Here is an 18,324-nt window from a genome sequence, read left to right on the forward strand (position 1 = left end):
GATAGAGAGAGAAAGAAGTCATATGGAACAACATCTTCCAGGTCAGCAGCCAACAAAGCGCGTCGCGATCCTGGTCGAGAGCGCTTTTGAGGACAGCGAATTTCTCATCCCGTACAACGCGCTCCAACAGGCGGGCGCGGATGTTAAGATACTGGGCTCTCGTGGCCAGGTCCCCTATGCAGGGAAGCAAGGTAGAATTTCGATTAACGCGGATGCCAGCACTGCTGAGGTACTGGCCAGGTCATTCGACGCCATCTGTATACCAGGTGGCATGGCACCTGATACCATGCGTACCAATCTGCGCACGGTCCACCTGGTACGCGACGCGTTGCAACAGGGGAGGTTGGTCGCCGCCATCTGTCATGGGCCACAGGTTTTGATCGAGGGAGATCTACTACGCGGCAAGAACGCAACCGGCTTTCGCGCGATTCGCAAAGATATACAAAACGCGGGAGCAACCTACATTGACGCGCCCCTGGTAGAGGATGGCAATCTACTTACCGCACGTCGACCAGGTGATCTTCCCATTTTCGCGACAGCATTGTTACAACGCCTGGGTCTGGAGATAGAGGGCAAGAAGTTGTACGATATCAATAATGTCGAAGTTCCCTGGTGGCAGGTCGCCGAGTACTGGGGTGGCAACAGCAAAGGTCAGATCACCGAAGCCATTGAACACGCCTTCCAGGATGAGCAGTATGCGGCGGATATGTGCCTGCAACATGGGCAAAAAGTCGGTGACAAAGGGCTACAGACCATCTACCAGGATCTAGGGGATGAAGCCAGGCAACATATGCAGCTTCTGACCCGGCGCTTGCACGACCTGGGTGGCAATCTTCAACCAGCCAACCAGGATGGCGCCCGTGAGGCCAGGCAGGACTGGCACAACATACACGATAGCCAGGCCGTCCTGCTACATGTGCTCAACCACCTACAAGCACGAATCACTAACGTTTACCAGATGAGTTCAACCCTGACCGATCCCATCACGGTCGCCATCCTTGACCATATGGAGGTCTCACTCGCGAGGTCTGAGCAAAACCTGGTCAATGCCCTGCAACAGCGCCTGCTGGGAGCAACCATAGAGAGTACCAGGAAGCAGGCAAGACCATAGTGCTATTGGCATACACGTCTACTATACATTTTTACGCTTGAAGTGCAGGTGTCTAGACACCTGCACTTCAAGAAAGGATCAGCGCAATATGGAAACTGTACTCTCCTATCTGCTTGTGATCGTCTTTTTTATTGTACTTGCCATACTAGTGGTGTTATTCGCCCGCTCTTCCCTGGCTGCATCTCCTTCCCAGCCAGCCAAAGAAGAGCACCCGCAAGAAAAAGAAGAATATATTTAAGAGAAATATAGGATACGGTGTGAAAAGGCGGTAGGCCGTTCCATACTATATCCTCACAGGAAACCTTTTCTCTGCTTGCTACGTGTTGTTTTAATACAACTCCTCTGCATGCAAGAAGATAATCGAGGCAGATCATGCAAACCCTCCCAAATTGGAACGAGGACACCTGCTTCATCCCAATCAACGAAAATCTCACCCTGGCTGGTAATCTACGTGTTCCACCTGAGCCAGCGGGCATTGTTGTCTTTGTACACGGCAGTGGAAGTGGGCGCTTCAGTCCACGCAATCAATTTGTGGCACGCTGCCTGCACAATATTGGCATTGCGACCCTCCTCCTCGATCTACTTACCGAGCAAGAAGAGATCCTCGACCAGGTACACTCACACCTGCGCTTCAATATAGCCCTCCTGAGTGAGCGCGTGCTTGGTGCGACACAGTGGCTCTTCACACAGCCCGAGGTGGCACATCTCAAGCTCGGCTACTTTGGCGCGAGCACAGGGGCAGCTGCGGCTCTGGTCGCTGCCGCGCAACAACCCCGCCTGGTCGCTGCCGTGGTCTCACGTGGGGGTAGGCCAGATCTCGCCGGGAACATGTTAGAGCAGGTTCAGGCACCAACCCTGCTCATCGTCGGCTCGCGTGATGAAATCGTTATCCGTCTGAACGAGGAGGCCTACGCACACCTTCACGTTGAGAAATGCCTCGAAATCGTCGCGGGCGCGACCCACCTGTTCGAAGAGCCTGGCACACTGGAACAAGTCGCTACTCTGGCTGGCCAATGGTTTACACGCCACCTCGCTTCTCAAGCAACAGATACGACACACTAGCGATCCAGATAGGGAATTCGCCTCATGGTCCATTATCGGATATACTCGTCTCACAAAGAAGAATGCGTAGCACGTAAGCCACTACACTAAAGGAGGCAACTTAGAGGAGAGGTACGCATGAGCTACATTTATCGTGATCGCAATGACGCCGGGAGGCAGCTAGCCACGCTACTGACAGCTTACGCCAATCAGCCTCAGACCCTGGTCCTGGCTCTTCCTCGTGGTGGAGTACCAGTGGCCTTTGAAATAGCGCACCAGCTCCAGTTACCGCTCGATGTCTTCCTGGTCCGCAAACTCGGCGTCCCTGGACAGGAAGAGCTGGCCATGGGAGCCATAGCCAGTGGTGGTATTCGTGTCCTGAATGAGGATGTCGTCGAACACTTACGTATACCTGGACCAGTCATTGAGGAGGCGACCAGGCGCGAGCAGCGAGAACTTGAGCGACGCGAACGCCTCTATCGCGCCAACGCACCACCACCCATATTTGCGGACAGAACCATTCTTCTGGTGGATGATGGTCTGGCGACAGGCGCCAGCATGCGTGCAGCCATTCAAGCTATCAAGCATCAGCACGCAGCTCACCTGGCGGTGGCCGTACCAGTCGCGGCTATGCCCACCTGCTTCTTGCTACAAAGCGAGGTTGATCGCCTCATCTGTGCTCAGACGCCCGAGCCATTCTACGGCGTTGGCTATTGGTACCAGGACTTCGCCCAGACCTCCGATGAGCAAGTACGGGAACTGCTCGCGCTTAATCGCCAGGAACTCCGTGAGCATGCAACCTGAAATGCATGCAGAGGCGCTCTTCCTCCTAGCTGAGTCAACGAAGGTTCGCGGCTAATCGTGTTTCTGCTAGCAAGCAGACACTATTGGATGACATGCCACTTTTGCAGAGCTATGTCGCCTATCGTGTCTTCCTTTGCCATGGACAGGATACAACGATAGAAAGAAAGAAAGAGGAGTACGCATGCAAGAGAATCAGGCAACCAATACCGACAACGTGCAGTACGACTTGATTAGCTGTCTGTACCACTCGCTGCAGTCTGCACAGACCTGCGAGGCCTACGCCAAGGACGCACAGCAGAGCGGGAACCAGGACCTGACCCAATTCTTTAGGGATGTTCAGCAAGACTGCAACAAGCAGGCGCAACGCGCCCGAGAGCTCTTGGACCAGATGCGCCCCTCCAGGTAGGGAGATTTGCCGTAAGTGAAATAGTGCGCCCTGGCAGCCACGGGCTGCCAGGGCGAGCGCCGCAGGTGCGAGAGACCAGGCAACAATACATTCTGTTATGCACATATATTTGCCCTGGCAAGCCGGTAGAATGGTAGCAACAGCAAAAAACTCTACACAAAAAACTCTCAGATCTACATATTCAGCAAAGGGCAAGCGCATGAGCGGCAGCAATCATTCAGATGAAACACCTGATCACGAACAGCCTACAGAACCTACGCGTCCAGCGGACTACGGGCAGCCTATTCCAGAACATCACGACCGCAGACGCAACTGGCCGTTCTTCGCGGGCGTCCTGGCGGGCGTCTTCCTTGTCTGTGTTCTCGCAGCACTCCTGCTAAGTCAGAGGCCACTGGGCGTCCTCAATCCAGCTAATCCCCAGGCCACTCCCACTCAGCAGGGCGCCAATATCCAGATCGATCAGATACGCAGGAAGGTCGCGGACAGCGTCAAGCCCACGATTGTTCAGATTAATGTGAAGACCAGTAGCGGTGGCTCGCTTGGCTCTGGCATCATCATCGATAGGCGCGGGTATGTCGTGACCAACAATCACGTCGTCGAAAATGGGCAGAACGTTGAGGTGCAACTCGCCAGCGGAGAACACCTTCCAGCACAAATTAGAGGCACCGATCCCACCGATGACCTGGCCGTGCTCCAGATCAAGCCCACCCGCAATATGCCGATCGCGACCCTCGGGGATTCCTCAAGGGTCTACGTTGGCGAGACCGTCATGGCTATCGGCAATCCTCTCGGCATCACCCAGACTGTCACCAGCGGCATTGTCAGCGCCCTCAATCGCATAGTCTCCGAGGGCAGTGGCGGCGCCGTTCTCCCCGATACGATCCAGACTGACGCGGCAATCAATCCAGGCAATAGCGGCGGCGCCCTGGTTGATATGAATGGTAACGTGGTTGGCGTACCCACGCTGGCGGCAATTGATCCCGAGTTTAAGACCCCCGCCTCCGGCGTTGGCTTTGCTATTCCTGCCAATCGCGTCAAGTTTATCGTTCCGCAGATCATCAAAGACGGACGCGTCACCAACTCCGGGCGCGCAGCCCTGGGCATTACAGCCCTCCCACTTACTCCCTTTATCGCGCAACAACGCAACCTCTCTGTCACAAAGGGTCTACTGGTTGCAGAGGTGCAAGCAGGTGGGGCCGCCGAACAAGCAGGCATTCAACCAGGGGATGTCATCACTCAGATCGATAACGTCTCCGTCGAGCAAAACGAAGATGTTAGCCACTATCTGCTGACCAAAAAACCCGGCGACAAAGTGACAGTAAGATACGTCCGAGACAACAACCGGGCAACGGCTCTCGTCGCCCTGGGCGAGCTACAAATCCCTACCACCTGAGATACTGAAAGTCTCCCCAGAGTAGCCGCGAACGCCAGTAGCGGGCGGTGAACCTGCTACTGGCGTTCGCGGCTACTTGGGTCTAGAGATGCGGATGGGTTGCCTTGTTTTCCTCGATTTTGGACGCACTTGCCTCTGGTTCCAGGTTAACCACAATTGGTTCCTGCCCAGTGCGGATAATTACCCAGCGCGAAGGCGTGTCTGGAGAGGGATTGATCTCCTGGTGCGGCACAAAGGGCGGGATATAGATAAAATCGCCCGGCTCTACCTCCTCGCTGTATTGCATCCCCTCGCCCCAGCGCACCTGGCTGTGGCCCGAGACCACGTAGATAACCGTCTCCAACTCGCCATGATGGTGTACACCGCTGGCAACCTGGGGCTGCACAACCGTGATACCAGCCCAGATGCCCTGTGATCCGGCAAGCTCACGCGAGACAGCAGCGACCCGCTCCATCCCCGGCGTCTGCGGCGTATTTGCGTCAAACTGCGACGGTTTAATCACACGCACGGTTGCCTGCTGCTCCGGCCCTGGCTGAACGCCTTCCTCTCTGCTCATATCTCCTCCTTATTAGGACTCTTTTGAGCTTATTGTACATTACAGCAAGGTCTATAGCAGGCTGAAAACTCCTGGCTACTGCTTATAGACGTGAATCGCGCCGCTTCCTGTGCTGATCGAGATGAGTGCCTGGGGACTCGTGCCGATGCTGTCAGTATTGAAGTCGTTTTGAATATTACGACCCGAAGTAGTATGAGTGGAAAGCAGAAGCGCTGAGTCAGAAGGTAAGCGTAGGTCAATGTTCCCGCTTCCACTCTCTAACTTATAGTTCCCGCCGGCCACGAACCGACCATTAAAATGTATATCACCACTTCCTGTATGCAAAACGCTAGCTCCCTGTAGCAGCACATTCTGGAGTGTAACATCACCACTACCCGTCTCAGCTCTGATCTGCCCATTAACATCCTCGACTATAATTGGGCCAGATGCATCATATATATCGAGATCACTTGCGCTGGGAACAGTAATATCGAGGTCAATGCTGGCTGAATCGAAGAGGAATGAAGCACTGCTCCCTTCGACCTGCACTGTGCTTGCATTGCCATTCTGAGCATAATCGACCTGCAAGTTATCGAGAAAAGCGCCAGGATTAGGCGTGTGCTTTGTCGCTGCCACGACAATGGCGTTAGTTGAACCTTGATGGATATGCACATAGCCATGCGTGTTCTTGACATGCAGGCTACTTCTTCCCGTAAGTGCGAATGTATGCGCGGGCAAAGGGCTGCTGATGCTTGCTGCAGATAATTGCCTGTTGATCAGCCCACCCACAGCAAGCAAAAAGACTAGCAAAATCAGTAACCCCAGATACCTTGGGCGACGCCTACGTAAACGTTGCGGTTGACGCTGAGAATTTGTTGCTGGCCTGCATAGCCATACAGATCTATTTTCTCCTCATGCTGGTTCAGCATTAAACGCACGAGGTTCATAATCGAGTTGCGCACGAGGCTCAGCACTGCTATTTCTTGGGTCATAAAATTGCTGCTCAGGCTGCATATATCTCTCTCCTTAAACTATGGAAAGCTACTTATGAACGCTCCAAAGAACTTCTTCTCCCCTAAATGGAGGAGGCTTTTTGACGACGAATGAGCATGGCAAGGCTTAGAGCAAGCAAGCCAGCAATGCAGAGCCAGGCAAATGTATCGCCGATGTGGGCATAAATAGTCTGCTCCCCTCGTACTGGCACAAAGGCCACCATCGTTTGATCATCTGTACTGAAGTAATCAACCGAAGCCAGTGTACGCCCTTTATCGTCAACTGCTAGCGAGAGTCCATTATTTGTCTGGCGTACCAGTGAGAAACCATTTTCGATGGCTCGATAGGTTGCCGCATGTGTGTGCCAGGGATCAATTTCCTTCCAATCGTTGGAAGGAGCAAGAAGAATATCTGTCCGAGCTTGTCCTGTCTGTTGAAGTAGTGCGGGAAAATCTTCGTCGAAACAAATGACATTTGCCAGGCGACCATACTGTGTCGAAACGACTGGTACTTTACCATCACCCTGAATAACGTCCTCCATTCCCTCAACAGGATGTGCTTTCTCATAACGCCAGACCATGTTCCCATGAGGATCGATCAAAATTGCCTCGTCTCGCACTTTGGGTAGAATTTGCTTGTCAAATACACATACTCCCATATTCAGGTAAATTCCAGACTGCCGTGCAACTGCGCTGGCTCGTGTAAGCAATTCGGACTCATCCATTTGTAAGACGAAAGTTCCACACTCGGGCCAGGCCACAATCTTTGCCCCCGCGCTCGCTTCGCGTCGGGTACGTGAAAGCAGGTCATTGGTAAGTGTAAAGCTTCCAGTGTGCATAGCATTTAGATTTACTTGTGTCGTTTTGCCCAAATTGAATGCAGAGAGTGTGGGTAGTACCTGGCTTATGAGCGATTGCGGAACACCCAGGCTTGCCACGCGCACTGTTGGAGCCTGAGAGGGCAGGAGAAGGCGTATACTACCACCAATGAATATCAGGGCCAAAATTCCGCTATAGAGCAAGGCTCCCGCACGAATTCTCTTCCAAGAAAAATGCTGCTCCCACATCCAATTACAGATCGAGGCAAACCAGGCCATCACAAAAACAATACCACTTGTGCCTGTTATGGAGAGCACTTGCAACAAAGGCAGATTGCCGTATTGAGTATATGCAAGCGAACCTACATCTCCAAAAGGATCAACGAGTCCTCGCAAATACGCTACGGCGGTAAAACCTAGGGGGAGAAGCAAGGTACTCATCCAGGATTGCCACCGTCTTGCCAGGAGACAATCTACCAGGAAAGGAAGCGCCATAACGAGAGACGCAAGTGTGACAACTATTATCAAGGAGATATTCAAAGCAACATGTGACAGGCCAAGCCAGATCACTGCTGCGATAGCAATAAGGAGTGTTGTGCATAGAAAGCCGATCAGAGGACGCTGTCCACGAGTAAAGCGCAATAAACAGAGGGGGTAAAACCAGGCCATAACGAGAGGTCACCTTGCTGGTAGAGCAACTACGCAAGAACGACCTGGCGGTTGACTTTGTCCACACAGGAGATGAACGGGCCTTTTCCAGGCAAGCGCTAACGACGCTGTATCGCGTAGCCCAGGAAGGCTGCACGAATATCCAGCGCCACGCCCAAGCCAGCCATGTACATATCCATCTCGATTTCGGTGCTCAAGAGGCACGCCTATGCCTGGACGATGATGGCATTGGGTTTAATACCTCTTCCATGCAGAAGCAAGATTCAGGTCATATGAAAAGCTATGGTTTGCAGGGCATGCTGGAACGCCTTTCACTGGTCAACGGCAGCTTGCGTCTTGATAGCTCTCCAGGGCAGGGAACGCAACTGCTAGCGCTTGTGCCTAGGCAGGTAACGAGAAACCTTAGTGCCGAAAAGCCCCTTGTCTCAAAAGAAATATAGATAAAGACGAAAATAAAACAAATTAGAAGGAATGTTGAGTATATGAATATTGGAGAGTCAGAAAAGGGAGAACGGGACGAAGTCCGCGTGCTCGTAGTTGATGACCAGCAACTGGTGCGCGACGGGATTGTCTCCCTGTTACGTGTCCAGGCCGGACTGACAATAGTAGGGGCCGCGGGGAATGGGCAGGAAGCGCTAGAACAGGCCCTCGCACTGCATCCCGACGTCATCTTAATGGATATCCGTATGCCCAGCATGGATGGCGTCGCAGCCACTGCCCAGATTCTCAAGCAGCTACCTACCTGCTGCATCCTTATGCTAACCACCTTTGATGATGACGCCTATGTCAGAGACGCCTTACGTACGGGTGCACGTGGTTATTTGCTCAAAGATATGCCCGTTGCCGACCTGGCACAGGCCATCTTCGCGGCCTCCAGAGGCGTCTACCAGCTTGATGCGGCAGTGATTGAGCGTATCGTCGCACCAACTGGTACGCCTGACATAAGACAACATGAACAAGTGCCAACACCTATTCCATCCCAGCACGAACAGGCAGCGTTACTGAAGCGCGACTAACGAGGCGCGAGCAAGAGATTCTGCGCCTGGTCGCCACAGGTGCAACGAATCGAGAGGTGGCTGAACGCCTAGTCATCAGCGAAGGAACTGTCAAGAATCATCTGGCAAACCTATTTAGCCGCCTTGGACTGCGCGACCGCACCCAGGCGGTGCTCTATGCACGCGAGCATGAACTCCTATAGCTTCTCACTCTCAACAGCTATAGCCTCTTCTACATTACTCAAGCACAAAAGCACCATTACACTCTTTAAACTCAATAATATGTAATGAGAGTCCGCCTATAATGGAAGTGCCAGCACCTGCCTGCTGAGTACAAGCTGGAATGGAGGTGGAGAACGGAGAACGAGAATGTATAATGCAGATGGCAGATGCCCTTTAAAGGGAGGTCTGCGTGAGTACTAAAAGGAGGACTCTGTGATCCAACATCTCACGCGCAAGGTGTGCCTCTTTGCGCTGTCTCTCGCTCTACTCCTGGCGAGCGGACAAACGTTAAGCGTCTCAGCACATACACACAGCCAGTTGAGTAAGTTACCTGTACAACTCAACGCGAAGGCCAGTCTGAGCCACGATCCACGCGGGATGGCCTACTTCGCCCTACGTAACAATGGACTTCATGCGATTGTCACGCTGAATGGACTGGCGCCCAATAGCGTACACCCGGCGCATATCCACAGCGGCACCTGCGAACAAAGCCAGGAGGGCGCCATCCTCTATTCGCTTCCTAACATCACTGCCGATAAACACGGCCTGGCCTACCTGGACACCACCATCAGTGGCTTTAGTATACCCACGACGGCCTTAGCACTCAACGTCCATAATGGGCCGACCCTCGGGAGCGCGATGCAAAAAGTAGCCATTACCTGTGGTGACATTAAGTTCTCCAAAGCACGCGCGGATGTCGCGATGGGTCCAACCAACGATCCCAACGAGGCCGTCAGTGGATCAGCGACCCTGGCGCTAAAAGACCGCGTTCTTACCGTCACTCTGGCGCTCCAGGGCCTCGCCCCCGGCAGCACCCATGCCGCACACATCCATTCGGGTAGCTGCTATCGCTCTGGTCCGGTCGTCCACGCCTTCCCTGTTGTGACCGCCAGCGCCCAGGGTACCGCCCAGGTCACGGCAAGCTTTAACAACATCGACACCATCCCTGCCTACGGCTGGTACATCCACGTCCACGACTCAACCGACCTCTCAACTCAGACAGGATACAATCCCATCTCCTGTGGCAATATCGTGCGAGGATAAAGAGCATATGAGAGGTGCAGGCCGATGCCTGCACCTCTCATCTTATTTTTGTGCTGTGCCCTGGCAGCCTGCGGCTGCCAGGGCACAGCGCGCCTCTTACCAATGTATGATATTATATGCGCTGTACGCTTGTTTGCATAGAAATAAGTATAGACGCTCTCAAGGAGATTCTCTGTGTTTAACGTTTGTCCACAGTGTGGCGAATATTCGGTTGAGAAAACAGTCGATCCCTCTGGACCCTACGCTGTCTGCCCATTTTGCCACTATGCGCATCCATTTCTACAGCAACCGTTGTTCATCATCACAGGTCCCAGCGGCGCAGGGAAAACGACGGTCTGCCTGGAACTGGTTTCACGCCTGCATGAATGCGTTGTCATGGAATCAGATATTCTTTGGGGCCATAATCCTGAGGGCTATCACGAGACATGGTTACGGATCGCGAAAAACGTTGGCCAGGCCGGTCGTCCCGTCGTTCTCTGTGGAACCGCGCTCCCTGAACATTTTGAGACACAACCTGAACGTCGCTACTTCTCGACGCTCTACTATCTCGCCATAGTTTGTGATGACACCTTGCTAGAAGAGCGTTTGAAGCGTCGGCCACTATGGCGTAAATCAAGTTCAAGCGATGTTGTCGAGCAGATGATACAATTTAACCGTTGGCTCAAAGAGCACACGAATACGACCAATCCACCCATGACCCTCTATGATAATAGCCACCAACCGCTTCAAGAGACAAGCGAAGAGATCGCTCAGTGGATACGTCAACGGCTCTAGCAAAATGAGCAACTGGAAAGGTTCACCAGAATGACGATTCTTGAGACGCCCCGCCTGCTGCTACGCCCCATCCAGCTTGGGGACGCACAAGCCCAATATGAGATCAGGCAGCATCCAGACGTCTATGAGTTCGATGGGCATGTACTCCTACCAGATGGTAGCAAGCGACCAAAAACACTGGAAGAAATACGCGAGCAGTTAGAAAAGCGTGTCGGTGAGTTCGGGATCCAGGGCTTCGGTATGTGGGCGGTTACGCTTAAAGAGAACAAGGCCTTTGTGGGCTGGGCTGGCCTTCAATTTTATCTGCTGGAGTACCCCACGTACAGCCAACCAGAGATCGAACTATTCTATGGACAATCGCGGGACTACTGGGGCCAGGGCATCACCCACGAGGCATGCCAGAAGTTACTTGAGCACGGCTTCAAAAAGCTCAAACTCACACGCATCACCAGCGTGATTCACCGCGAGAACACGCACTCGCTTAACGTTGCCCGGCGCAACGGTATGCGCTTCATCGACCACCCCACCGAGTCCTATAACGTCGTCGGCATTCTCGACAATCCCTATCTCGCCCAGAACCAGGGCAATCAATAACATACACTGGTTGAAAAACGTGCGTCTGATGGAGAAAATCTCTAAAAACCAGCCTTCTATGCTAGAAGGCTGGTTTTTAGAGAGAGGAAATTTACCAGGCAGGTGCCCAGATACCAAATTCGTTGTTATCGAGGTCAGCGAATTGAGCCCATTTGCCCCAGGGTTGAGTGGTAAGTTCCTGGGTAAGAGTAACCCCACGAGCCTTAAGAGTGGCGCAAGTTTCTTCTATATTGTCGGCATGCAGGACGAAGCCAGTCATACCCGTTGCGTTGCCGCCACTCTGACCGCGCAGACCCAGCATGATATGGGTCTGTGTGCCAGGAAGGGCAATTTCAAGCCAGCGCTCAGTTTCGCTCATCGGCTGGTCATCTACCTTTTCAAAGCCGAGCTTGTGAACATAAAAATCAAGAGCTTTGTCCTGATCGCTGACACCTATAGTGATAGTTCCGATTTTCGTGAACATGTTTCCTCTATCCTTACTGTTGCTTGTCAGTAGCCGTTTAGAAGTCTACCAACCGGGATTATATCCCTGATCGGATTCAGTATACCTTAATCAGGCTTTGGAAAACTTCTCGTATCTTGCTCACTTACCAGGAGGAGTTCAGTCCACCGCCCTCTCTTGTGCGAAGACGAAAAGACAGTGTTCATCGGACAAACCCATCTATCAATGCACATTGCCCCACCACGGTTGGGCGCAATCTCTTGTTTATGGAGAACATGCCTATCCTGGCCTGCTCGTGCGCTTTCTCTATAAGGGTAATCGGTTTCTTTATGCGCATTCAAGCATATCCTCAGTAACAAGCGAGCGTTGAAGCTTAGATATTTACAGTGTTCAGGGACAATGTTATACTTATATGCAGCGAAACCGATTACCCTTATAGGTCATATATTAAAGAGGCTCGAAAGAGGCTTGCCATGCCAAAGGTGACAATTTATGACGTGGCTAAACGAGCTGGCGTCTCTGCCGCCACCGTCTCGAAAGTCTTAAATGGAACTGGCCGCATCTCTCCAGAGACCAGCCAGCGGATTCGTGCCGCCATCGAGGAACTTCAGTATCGCCCCAGCCTGATCGCCAGTGCGTTGAAAAAACACCAGACCTTTAGCGTGGGCTTGCTTGTTCCCGACATTACCAACCCCTTTTATGCCGCCCTGGCGCGCGCTGTCGAGGACCAGGCCCTGGCCCACAACTATGCCGTCCTCATATGCAGCACCGATAACATTGCCGAGCGCGAGGAGAAACAGCTGGAGCTCTTCCTGCGCCAGCGCCTGGACGGCCTGATCGTTGCCACATCTGAGGCCATGGGACAGGAGTTTTTCAACACCCTGCATCAATCACAGGTGCGCGTCGTCTTTATCGACCGCGTCATTCCCAATGTGCCCTATCCCGTCATCGCGACCGACCACTACCTGGGCAGCTACCTGGCGACCGAGCACCTGATCGAGCTGGGACACCGCGACATTGCCATTTTCCTGGAACCACTAACCCTACGCTCGTCGCTTGAGCGCCTGCGTGGCTTCGCCAAAGCCCTGGAGGCCCACCAGATCAAATTCGATGATCACCTCGTCTTTAGCGAGGGTTTCGGCGTCGAGGCAGGCTACGAGCTGGCGCAACGCATGCTCACTCAGAAGGGCCCACAGGAGCTTCCCACGGCTATCTTCGCGGCCACCGACCAGCTAGCTATAGGAGCGCTCCAATATTTCCACGAAAAGGGCATCAGTGTACCGGACCAGATATCGCTTATCGGCTACGATGACATTCAAATGGCAAAAATGGTCTCGCCACCCCTGACGACCGTCGCCCAACCCATAACCGAGCTTGGACATCAAGCCTTCGAGGTACTCCTGGGCACTCAAGCCCTCTCCGCAACAACCACATTGCTACCGCCCAGGGTTGTCGTTCGTAGCTCTACAGCGGCTCCCCACCTACAAAGCTAGCGGGCGAAAGCAACACTACATGTAATCCAGGTAGCCCCTATGGACGAGGGGAACCCATAGGGTTGGGCATGGGAATACCACCCTGGTCCACAATGCACGTGCTAAGTGGGCGTACCAGCTCTATGAGGCGCTTGTATTTCTCTTCACCCAGATGTTGCCAGGGCGGGAGTGCCAGCCAATCTGTGCGATCTTCGATAGCTCGATGCAGAGCCTTACCGCTTGCTGTAGCGCGCCCTTCTTTGTCGAGCAGTCCTCTCCGGCGCATACGATGCTCGGCAGCCTGCCAGTCTTCATCGCTCCAGCCTCGATGAGGCTGTATGGACTCCCTGGCAATATTTCCCACACTTCCCTGAAGCACGTGCGCCTCGCAGCCATCAACCCCTTCGCCCAGTAAGGCAACAATGTGGCCATCGCCCCGATACTCACGCAGCAAGGTGGCGGCATGCCAGAGCACAAGATGCGGCTCTTCAGGCCATTTCATGTCGCTATAGGCCGCGAAGAGGGTGCGACCAATCACTGAGCAGCCCACGACCGCCTCTCGCGCCAGTTGAGCCGCCTCTGCCAGTTCGTGCGAAGCAATGCTCTCTCCCAGCAAGCGACGCAAGGCCTTGTCGGCAGCCTGTACACGGGCACTCCAGACGCGCTCAGGGGTTGAGAACTTCCAGGCATCGGGAATGGCGCGCGCAACCATGCGCGGATGAAAATTATAGAAGGTGGCGCTCACAACGGAGGCGGAGACTGCACCCAGGGGAGCGGCCCGCGAGGCGAAATATCCCATCCAGAAGCCTTTCAGACCCACCTCCTTGTAGGCCTCGCGAGCCTCGGGCGCGAAATAAATCATCGCATTATACGGCTCCAGTACAGCCCAGGCCGTACGCGCAACGGATAAATCAGGCTGATCGTTCGCAATAAACACATGGCCTCCTTTGGCTCTACACACTCAACAATGAAGCAACTTCTTGTCGTTATTAAATGACGCGTCGTACAATGACAGATCAGGTGCATATTTCAGCGCCAAACACTATTATCGCACACACGCAGAAAAGGGATATTCAAGCGCACTTCCCATTTCGGGCACACACTATGGCTATAGGACGTTCAGGAGTAGACATGATAACACAGGCCTTCTGGATCGAGGAAGGGGAAAGCACCTTCCGCGCAACAATACATACACAGGGACCCTGGCATCCAGACTTTCAGCATGGGGGACCGCCAGCGGCCCTGCTGGTGCGCCAGATAGAGCGTTGCTCGCCACGACTAGATATGATGCTCGCACGGGTCTCCATCGACATCCTTGGACCTATGCCTATCGCCACCTTTCACGCCACCGCACGCGTGGTGCGCCCTGGGCGCAGCGTGGAACTATTGGAGGCCACGCTCGAACATGAGGGACGAACCGTCATGCGTGCCAACGCCTGGCGCGTAAAACTACCCAACGCGCAGCCGCCCGCGCAAGCTCCCGAGCAGGCTCCCCCTATACCAGCAGAGACCACCGATCCCACCCAGACTCCTGCCTGGAACTGCGGCTTTCTAGCCGCGACCGAGTGGCGCTTCGTCCACGGCAACTATGCCCAAATTGGCTCGGCCATGGCCTGGATTCGCCTGCGCTACCCTTTGTTGGCAGAAGAAGATATGTCCCCCACCCAGCGCCTGGTCGCGACTGCCGATTCGGCCAACGGCATTAGTAGCGCGCTTGACATCAGCACATGGCAATTTATTCCACCTGAACTAACGCTGCATATCCTGCGCCCACCAACCGGTGAGTGGCTCTGTATGGATGCGGCGACCCTCATCCAGAGCGAGGGAACCGGCCTCACAACCTCCAAACTCTATGATACCCATGGGCTGGCCGCCTGCTCCGCCCAATCCCTCTTCATCTCGCGGCGCACCCAGTAAAGCCCATGGGACTCATGCTCCACCAGGACACAGTCATAAACTCAAAGAAAAAAGAGGAAGCCTTTGTGGAGAAATAGAAGATATTAAGCATGCGTGGCTGGCCTCGAATGCCTTGAGGTACACAATCTAAGCTATCGCTATCCAGGAGGGGAACGCGGCATCGAAAGGATTAACCTCTCATTGCGACGCGGCACACTGACGGTGATTACTGGACGTATAGGTGCAGGCAAAACCACGCTTTTACGGACTCTCCTTGGCCTCCTACCCAGAACTGAGGGGGAACTCTACTGGAAATGGCAAACTGATCACGGAACCTGTACGCTTCTTCGTGCCACCTCGGAGCGCCTACACGCCCCAGGTACCCCAGCTTTTTAGCGATCCATTGCGGGAGAATATTCTCCTGGGCTGGCCTGAGCAACCAGACAGACAATCATTGGATAAGGCCATCGCTACAGCCGTTCTGGAGCTAGATATAGCGGCGCTAGAGCAGGGCCTGGAGACACTGGTGGGGACGTGTGGCGTCAAGCTTTCGGGTGGGCAGATCCAGCGCACAGCGGCGGCGCGCATGCTTGTACGCGAAGCCGAGCTCCTGGTTTTTGACGACCTCTCTAGCGCACTCGATATCGCAACCGAACAGCTTCTCTGGGAACGCCTCTTCTCTGGTGGAGAACGTACCTGCTTGGTGGTTTCGCACCGCCCGGCGCTTTTAGAGCTAGCCAACCAGGTCATCGTCCTGAAAGATGGCCGCGTCGAAGCCACAGGGCCCCTGAGCTCGCTACTAGAGACATGCGAAGAGCTGCAAGGTATCTTCAATCGAATTTAGAGGTAGCCCGACGCTGCTAAAGCACGCGTCTACATATCGCGGCGCGATATGTAGACGCGTGCTTTAGCAGCGTCACCTCCCTTACTCCGCGAGGCAGACGCGGTTGCGTCCGGCGCTTTTGGCCTGATACATGGCAAAATCGGCGCGCTCTATGAGCTGCTCGCGGCTGCTGCCATGCTGGGGATAAAAGGCAATTCCAAGACTAATGGTGATGGTGATGGAACGGGCTTTCCCCTCATGTTCCCAGCAGAAGGGCTGGGTGGCAACTGCCTGGCGTAGGCGCTCGACAATGCTCACAGCCTCATCTGAATGGGCAATATCAGCCAGAATCAGGGCGAACTCCTCTCCACCATAGCGGCTGGCGATATCGTTGGCCCGCAGTCCGGAGCGAAGGCGCCTCCCAAGCTCGTGCAAGACCAGGTCGCCCACTCGGTGGCCCCACTGATCATTGACGCTTTTAAAGTGATCAAGGTCAGCGAAGACCAGCGCCCAGTTCACACCAGTGCTCCGACTGCGTTCCAGCGCCTTATCCAGTTCCGTAATCAAGGCGCGATGATTGGGTAGGCCGCTTATGGGGTCAGTCAAGGCGGCCTGCTCCTGCTCGCGATACAACTTCTCCAGCTCAACCATGAGCTCTTGCTGCCGCTGATAGGAGTGCTCAAGCTCCTTGCGCAACGCGCGCTCGCGCTGCGAGACAAAACGTTCCTCATCAAAGAGTGTTCTCACACGCGGCACCTCTCCTAGAAGGAAGCTCGCGATTAACGTGCTACATGTCACAAAGAGGACGAGGAGTCGCCAGGAGTCATTGGAGAGAAACTGAGGAATCCAGGAAATTGTGACAGTTATCCAGATACCCAAACCTGCGGATACCAGGTGTAACACAGCACATAGCAAAACCAACATATCTTTTCCTGTTCGCTTGCTACGATTATCGGTGCGAAAGAGCAGAAAGAAAGGGATTGCCAGGAGGGCCGCCGCAAAAGTTAAGAAAAGCAGTTCGGAGACAGCATACAAAATACTAGAAATGACCTCGAAGATCGCGCTAGGAAAACTGAAACCGTGACGGAAGAGGACAACCACCAGGATCGAGGCACAGATCACAAGTGCCACAGCCAACGCCTGCACCGCGATACTCATCACAGGCACACCAACCCGATTTAGCGTGGCAATACTACGCGGGATACGCCTGTGCTGCGCCAGGGTCACAAGCAAACGAGATGCAATAATGGTGATTGCCATTGTTTGTAGTAGGTGAGCACTCGCTATGACACTCAGAGCAATGACTCTTCCTGGAGGTCCGAACAAAAGCGTAAAGACAGCGCCGGCAGCATCGTTGGCGCTCGCAAAGTGCGAAATCGTCAGCAAACTCCATGCGCATAAGAGGTAGATAATAAAGATCGCGCCTGCTCCCCACCAGACATAATTCGAGGTACGCCGCAAACCAGCGTTGCCCCCCTGAACCTCCTGTCCCAGAAACAGGGGAAAGATCAAGCCCGTAAAGCCAACGAGAGTCAGACTATATGTGCGCAAGTAAAGTGCCGTCACATCTTCCCTTGATGGAGTGGGCGCAACCCAACCAAAGGCATGCGCATGCCATCCCCACCAGAGCGTCCCCAATGTCAGAAGCAACACAGACACAACGTAACAGATACATACCACAAAAAGCCATTTTGTGAGCCTCCGCAGTGGTATACAGGCTAATGCAGCAGCCAGGCCTAGAATGACCAGCATTAAGAACAAGCACAGAGCCAGGTTATCAAACCAGGAAGATAACAGGAAGCGCAAAGAGGAAAAAGTATCCTCAACCATCGTCGCATTTATCATCACGATGCCGCACCAGCCCGTAAATGTGATGAGAAAACCCAACGTTGGCCCATACACAATGCGCGTCCATACATATGGGCTTCCCTTACCTGGCAGGCGCCGCACGAGCCACCGTCCCAAAAACGCCTGGGGAAACATAAAGGTTATGAAACCAAATAACCAGAAGAGAAGCGAGAGGCTACCGGCAGAACTTGTGGCATTAATTTTAGGCAGCAGGACCACAGTAATAATAGCCAACACAACCAGGTCGGATGTCCGAAGTACTGCTGGCAGCTTTGGGAGAGGAACACGTACGTGCGCCGTGTCTTGAACCTTTGTCGTATCTGCCCTTTTGGTATGCGCGGACTTTGAGGATGAAGCTGAATGCATAGTTCGCCCCTCCACATATAGCAATGGGAATCAGTACAGCTAAACTAAACTGCCTCTGTTTGTAGTGTACCCACAAGAC

At 53.8% G+C, this 18,324-nt stretch carries 21 protein-coding genes and 1 pseudogene; 15 read left to right on the forward strand and 7 right to left on the reverse strand.

What is annotated here, in order from left to right:
* Positions 1-22 precede the first annotated feature (22 nt).
* From JMJ04_RS34880 to JMJ04_RS34905, 6 genes are all read left to right on the forward strand, one after another.
* Positions 23-1,111, forward strand: coding sequence for a DJ-1/PfpI/YhbO family deglycase/protease (locus tag JMJ04_RS34880; protein WP_201374983.1), 1,089 nt, complete (start codon positions 23-25; stop codon positions 1,109-1,111).
* Between the two features lie 88 nt (positions 1,112-1,199).
* Positions 1,200-1,349: a hypothetical protein gene (locus tag JMJ04_RS34885; RefSeq protein ID WP_201374984.1), complete on the forward strand. Its 150-nt coding sequence runs from the start codon at positions 1,200-1,202 to the stop codon at positions 1,347-1,349.
* A 134-nt stretch (positions 1,350-1,483) separates the two neighbouring features.
* Positions 1,484-2,173 (forward strand): dienelactone hydrolase family protein, encoded by a 690-nt coding sequence (locus JMJ04_RS34890; protein WP_201374985.1) that lies wholly within the window; start codon positions 1,484-1,486, stop codon positions 2,171-2,173.
* Positions 2,174-2,290: 117 nt separating this feature from the next.
* Positions 2,291-2,956 carry a phosphoribosyltransferase gene (locus tag JMJ04_RS34895; RefSeq protein ID WP_201374986.1) on the forward strand — a complete coding sequence of 222 codons (666 nt, stop codon included), beginning with the start codon at positions 2,291-2,293 and terminating at the stop codon, positions 2,954-2,956.
* Between the two features lie 181 nt (positions 2,957-3,137).
* Positions 3,138-3,362 carry a hypothetical protein gene (locus JMJ04_RS34900; protein WP_201374987.1) on the forward strand — a complete coding sequence of 75 codons (225 nt, stop codon included), beginning with the start codon at positions 3,138-3,140 and terminating at the stop codon, positions 3,360-3,362.
* Between the two features lie 199 nt (positions 3,363-3,561).
* The gene (locus JMJ04_RS34905) at positions 3,562-4,755 is read left to right on the forward strand and encodes a S1C family serine protease (protein WP_201374988.1); all 1,194 of its coding nucleotides are present in this window, start codon (positions 3,562-3,564) and stop codon (positions 4,753-4,755) included.
* Between the two features lie 82 nt (positions 4,756-4,837).
* On the opposite strand, the gene JMJ04_RS34910 is transcribed toward JMJ04_RS34905, so the two are convergent.
* The 4 genes from JMJ04_RS34910 to JMJ04_RS34925 all read right to left on the reverse strand — a co-directional run bounded on the left by JMJ04_RS34910 (position 4,838) and on the right by JMJ04_RS34925 (position 7,769).
* Positions 4,838-5,311 carry a cupin domain-containing protein gene (locus JMJ04_RS34910; protein ID WP_201374989.1) on the reverse strand — a complete coding sequence of 158 codons (474 nt, stop codon included), beginning with the start codon at positions 5,309-5,311 and terminating at the stop codon, positions 4,838-4,840.
* A 75-nt stretch (positions 5,312-5,386) separates the two neighbouring features.
* Complete coding sequence (locus JMJ04_RS34915) at positions 5,387-6,100, reverse strand: DUF4097 family beta strand repeat-containing protein (protein WP_201374990.1); 714 nt, start codon at positions 6,098-6,100, stop codon at positions 5,387-5,389.
* 2 nt (positions 6,101-6,102) lie between these two features.
* On the reverse strand, positions 6,103-6,282 hold the full coding sequence (locus tag JMJ04_RS34920) for a hypothetical protein (RefSeq protein ID WP_201374991.1): 180 nt from the start codon (positions 6,280-6,282) through the stop codon (positions 6,103-6,105).
* Positions 6,283-6,365: 83 nt separating this feature from the next.
* Positions 6,366-7,769 (reverse strand): nitrilase-related carbon-nitrogen hydrolase, encoded by a 1,404-nt coding sequence (locus tag JMJ04_RS34925; RefSeq protein WP_201374992.1) that lies wholly within the window; start codon positions 7,767-7,769, stop codon positions 6,366-6,368.
* A 14-nt stretch (positions 7,770-7,783) separates the two neighbouring features.
* Between JMJ04_RS34925 and JMJ04_RS34930 the strand changes: the two genes are divergently transcribed.
* From JMJ04_RS34930 to JMJ04_RS34955, 6 genes are all read left to right on the forward strand, one after another.
* Positions 7,784-8,209, forward strand: coding sequence for a sensor histidine kinase (locus JMJ04_RS34930; protein WP_201374993.1), 426 nt, complete (start codon positions 7,784-7,786; stop codon positions 8,207-8,209).
* 42 nt (positions 8,210-8,251) lie between these two features.
* Complete coding sequence (locus JMJ04_RS34935) at positions 8,252-8,785, forward strand: response regulator (protein WP_201374994.1); 534 nt, start codon at positions 8,252-8,254, stop codon at positions 8,783-8,785.
* 26 nt (positions 8,786-8,811) lie between these two features.
* Positions 8,812-8,967, forward strand: coding sequence for a response regulator transcription factor (locus JMJ04_RS47405; protein WP_420799563.1), 156 nt, complete (start codon positions 8,812-8,814; stop codon positions 8,965-8,967).
* Positions 8,968-9,199: 232 nt separating this feature from the next.
* Positions 9,200-10,030 carry a CHRD domain-containing protein gene (locus JMJ04_RS34945; protein WP_201374995.1) on the forward strand — a complete coding sequence of 277 codons (831 nt, stop codon included), beginning with the start codon at positions 9,200-9,202 and terminating at the stop codon, positions 10,028-10,030.
* A 174-nt stretch (positions 10,031-10,204) separates the two neighbouring features.
* Positions 10,205-10,804, forward strand: coding sequence for a P-loop nucleotide/nucleoside kinase family protein (locus JMJ04_RS34950; RefSeq protein WP_201374996.1), 600 nt, complete (start codon positions 10,205-10,207; stop codon positions 10,802-10,804).
* Between the two features lie 30 nt (positions 10,805-10,834).
* Positions 10,835-11,398, forward strand: coding sequence for a GNAT family N-acetyltransferase (locus tag JMJ04_RS34955; RefSeq protein ID WP_201374997.1), 564 nt, complete (start codon positions 10,835-10,837; stop codon positions 11,396-11,398).
* Positions 11,399-11,489: 91 nt separating this feature from the next.
* On the opposite strand, the gene JMJ04_RS34960 is transcribed toward JMJ04_RS34955, so the two are convergent.
* The gene (locus JMJ04_RS34960; RefSeq protein ID WP_201374998.1) at positions 11,490-11,861 is read right to left on the reverse strand and encodes a VOC family protein; all 372 of its coding nucleotides are present in this window, start codon (positions 11,859-11,861) and stop codon (positions 11,490-11,492) included.
* 365 nt (positions 11,862-12,226) lie between these two features.
* Here JMJ04_RS34960 and JMJ04_RS34965 point away from each other — a divergent pair, with 365 nt between their 5' ends.
* Positions 12,227-13,333: a LacI family DNA-binding transcriptional regulator gene (locus tag JMJ04_RS34965; RefSeq protein ID WP_268887415.1), complete on the forward strand. Its 1,107-nt coding sequence runs from the start codon at positions 12,227-12,229 to the stop codon at positions 13,331-13,333.
* Between the two features lie 37 nt (positions 13,334-13,370).
* On the opposite strand, the gene JMJ04_RS34970 is transcribed toward JMJ04_RS34965, so the two are convergent.
* On the reverse strand, positions 13,371-14,249 hold the full coding sequence (locus tag JMJ04_RS34970; protein WP_201375000.1) for an SCO6745 family protein: 879 nt from the start codon (positions 14,247-14,249) through the stop codon (positions 13,371-13,373).
* Positions 14,250-14,443: 194 nt separating this feature from the next.
* On the opposite strand from JMJ04_RS34970, the gene JMJ04_RS34975 reads away from it, so the two are divergent.
* Positions 14,444-15,229, forward strand: a complete 786-nt coding sequence (locus tag JMJ04_RS34975; RefSeq protein ID WP_201375001.1) for a thioesterase family protein — start codon at positions 14,444-14,446, stop codon at positions 15,227-15,229.
* A 102-nt stretch (positions 15,230-15,331) separates the two neighbouring features.
* A pseudogene (locus tag JMJ04_RS34980) lies at positions 15,332-16,052 on the forward strand (ATP-binding cassette domain-containing protein); the annotation flags it as partial.
* A gap of 81 nt (positions 16,053-16,133) precedes the next feature.
* Here JMJ04_RS34980 and JMJ04_RS34985 read toward each other — a convergent pair.
* A complete protein-coding gene (locus JMJ04_RS34985; protein WP_201375002.1) occupies positions 16,134-18,245 on the reverse strand; it encodes an amino acid permease in 2,112 nt (703 codons plus the stop codon).
* Between the last annotated feature and the right edge of the window lie 79 nt (positions 18,246-18,324).

Origin of the sequence: Ktedonobacter robiniae (genome assembly GCF_016587375.1) — a bacterium.
GTDB classification, from domain to species: domain Bacteria; phylum Chloroflexota; class Ktedonobacteria; order Ktedonobacterales; family Ktedonobacteraceae; genus Ktedonobacter; species Ktedonobacter robiniae.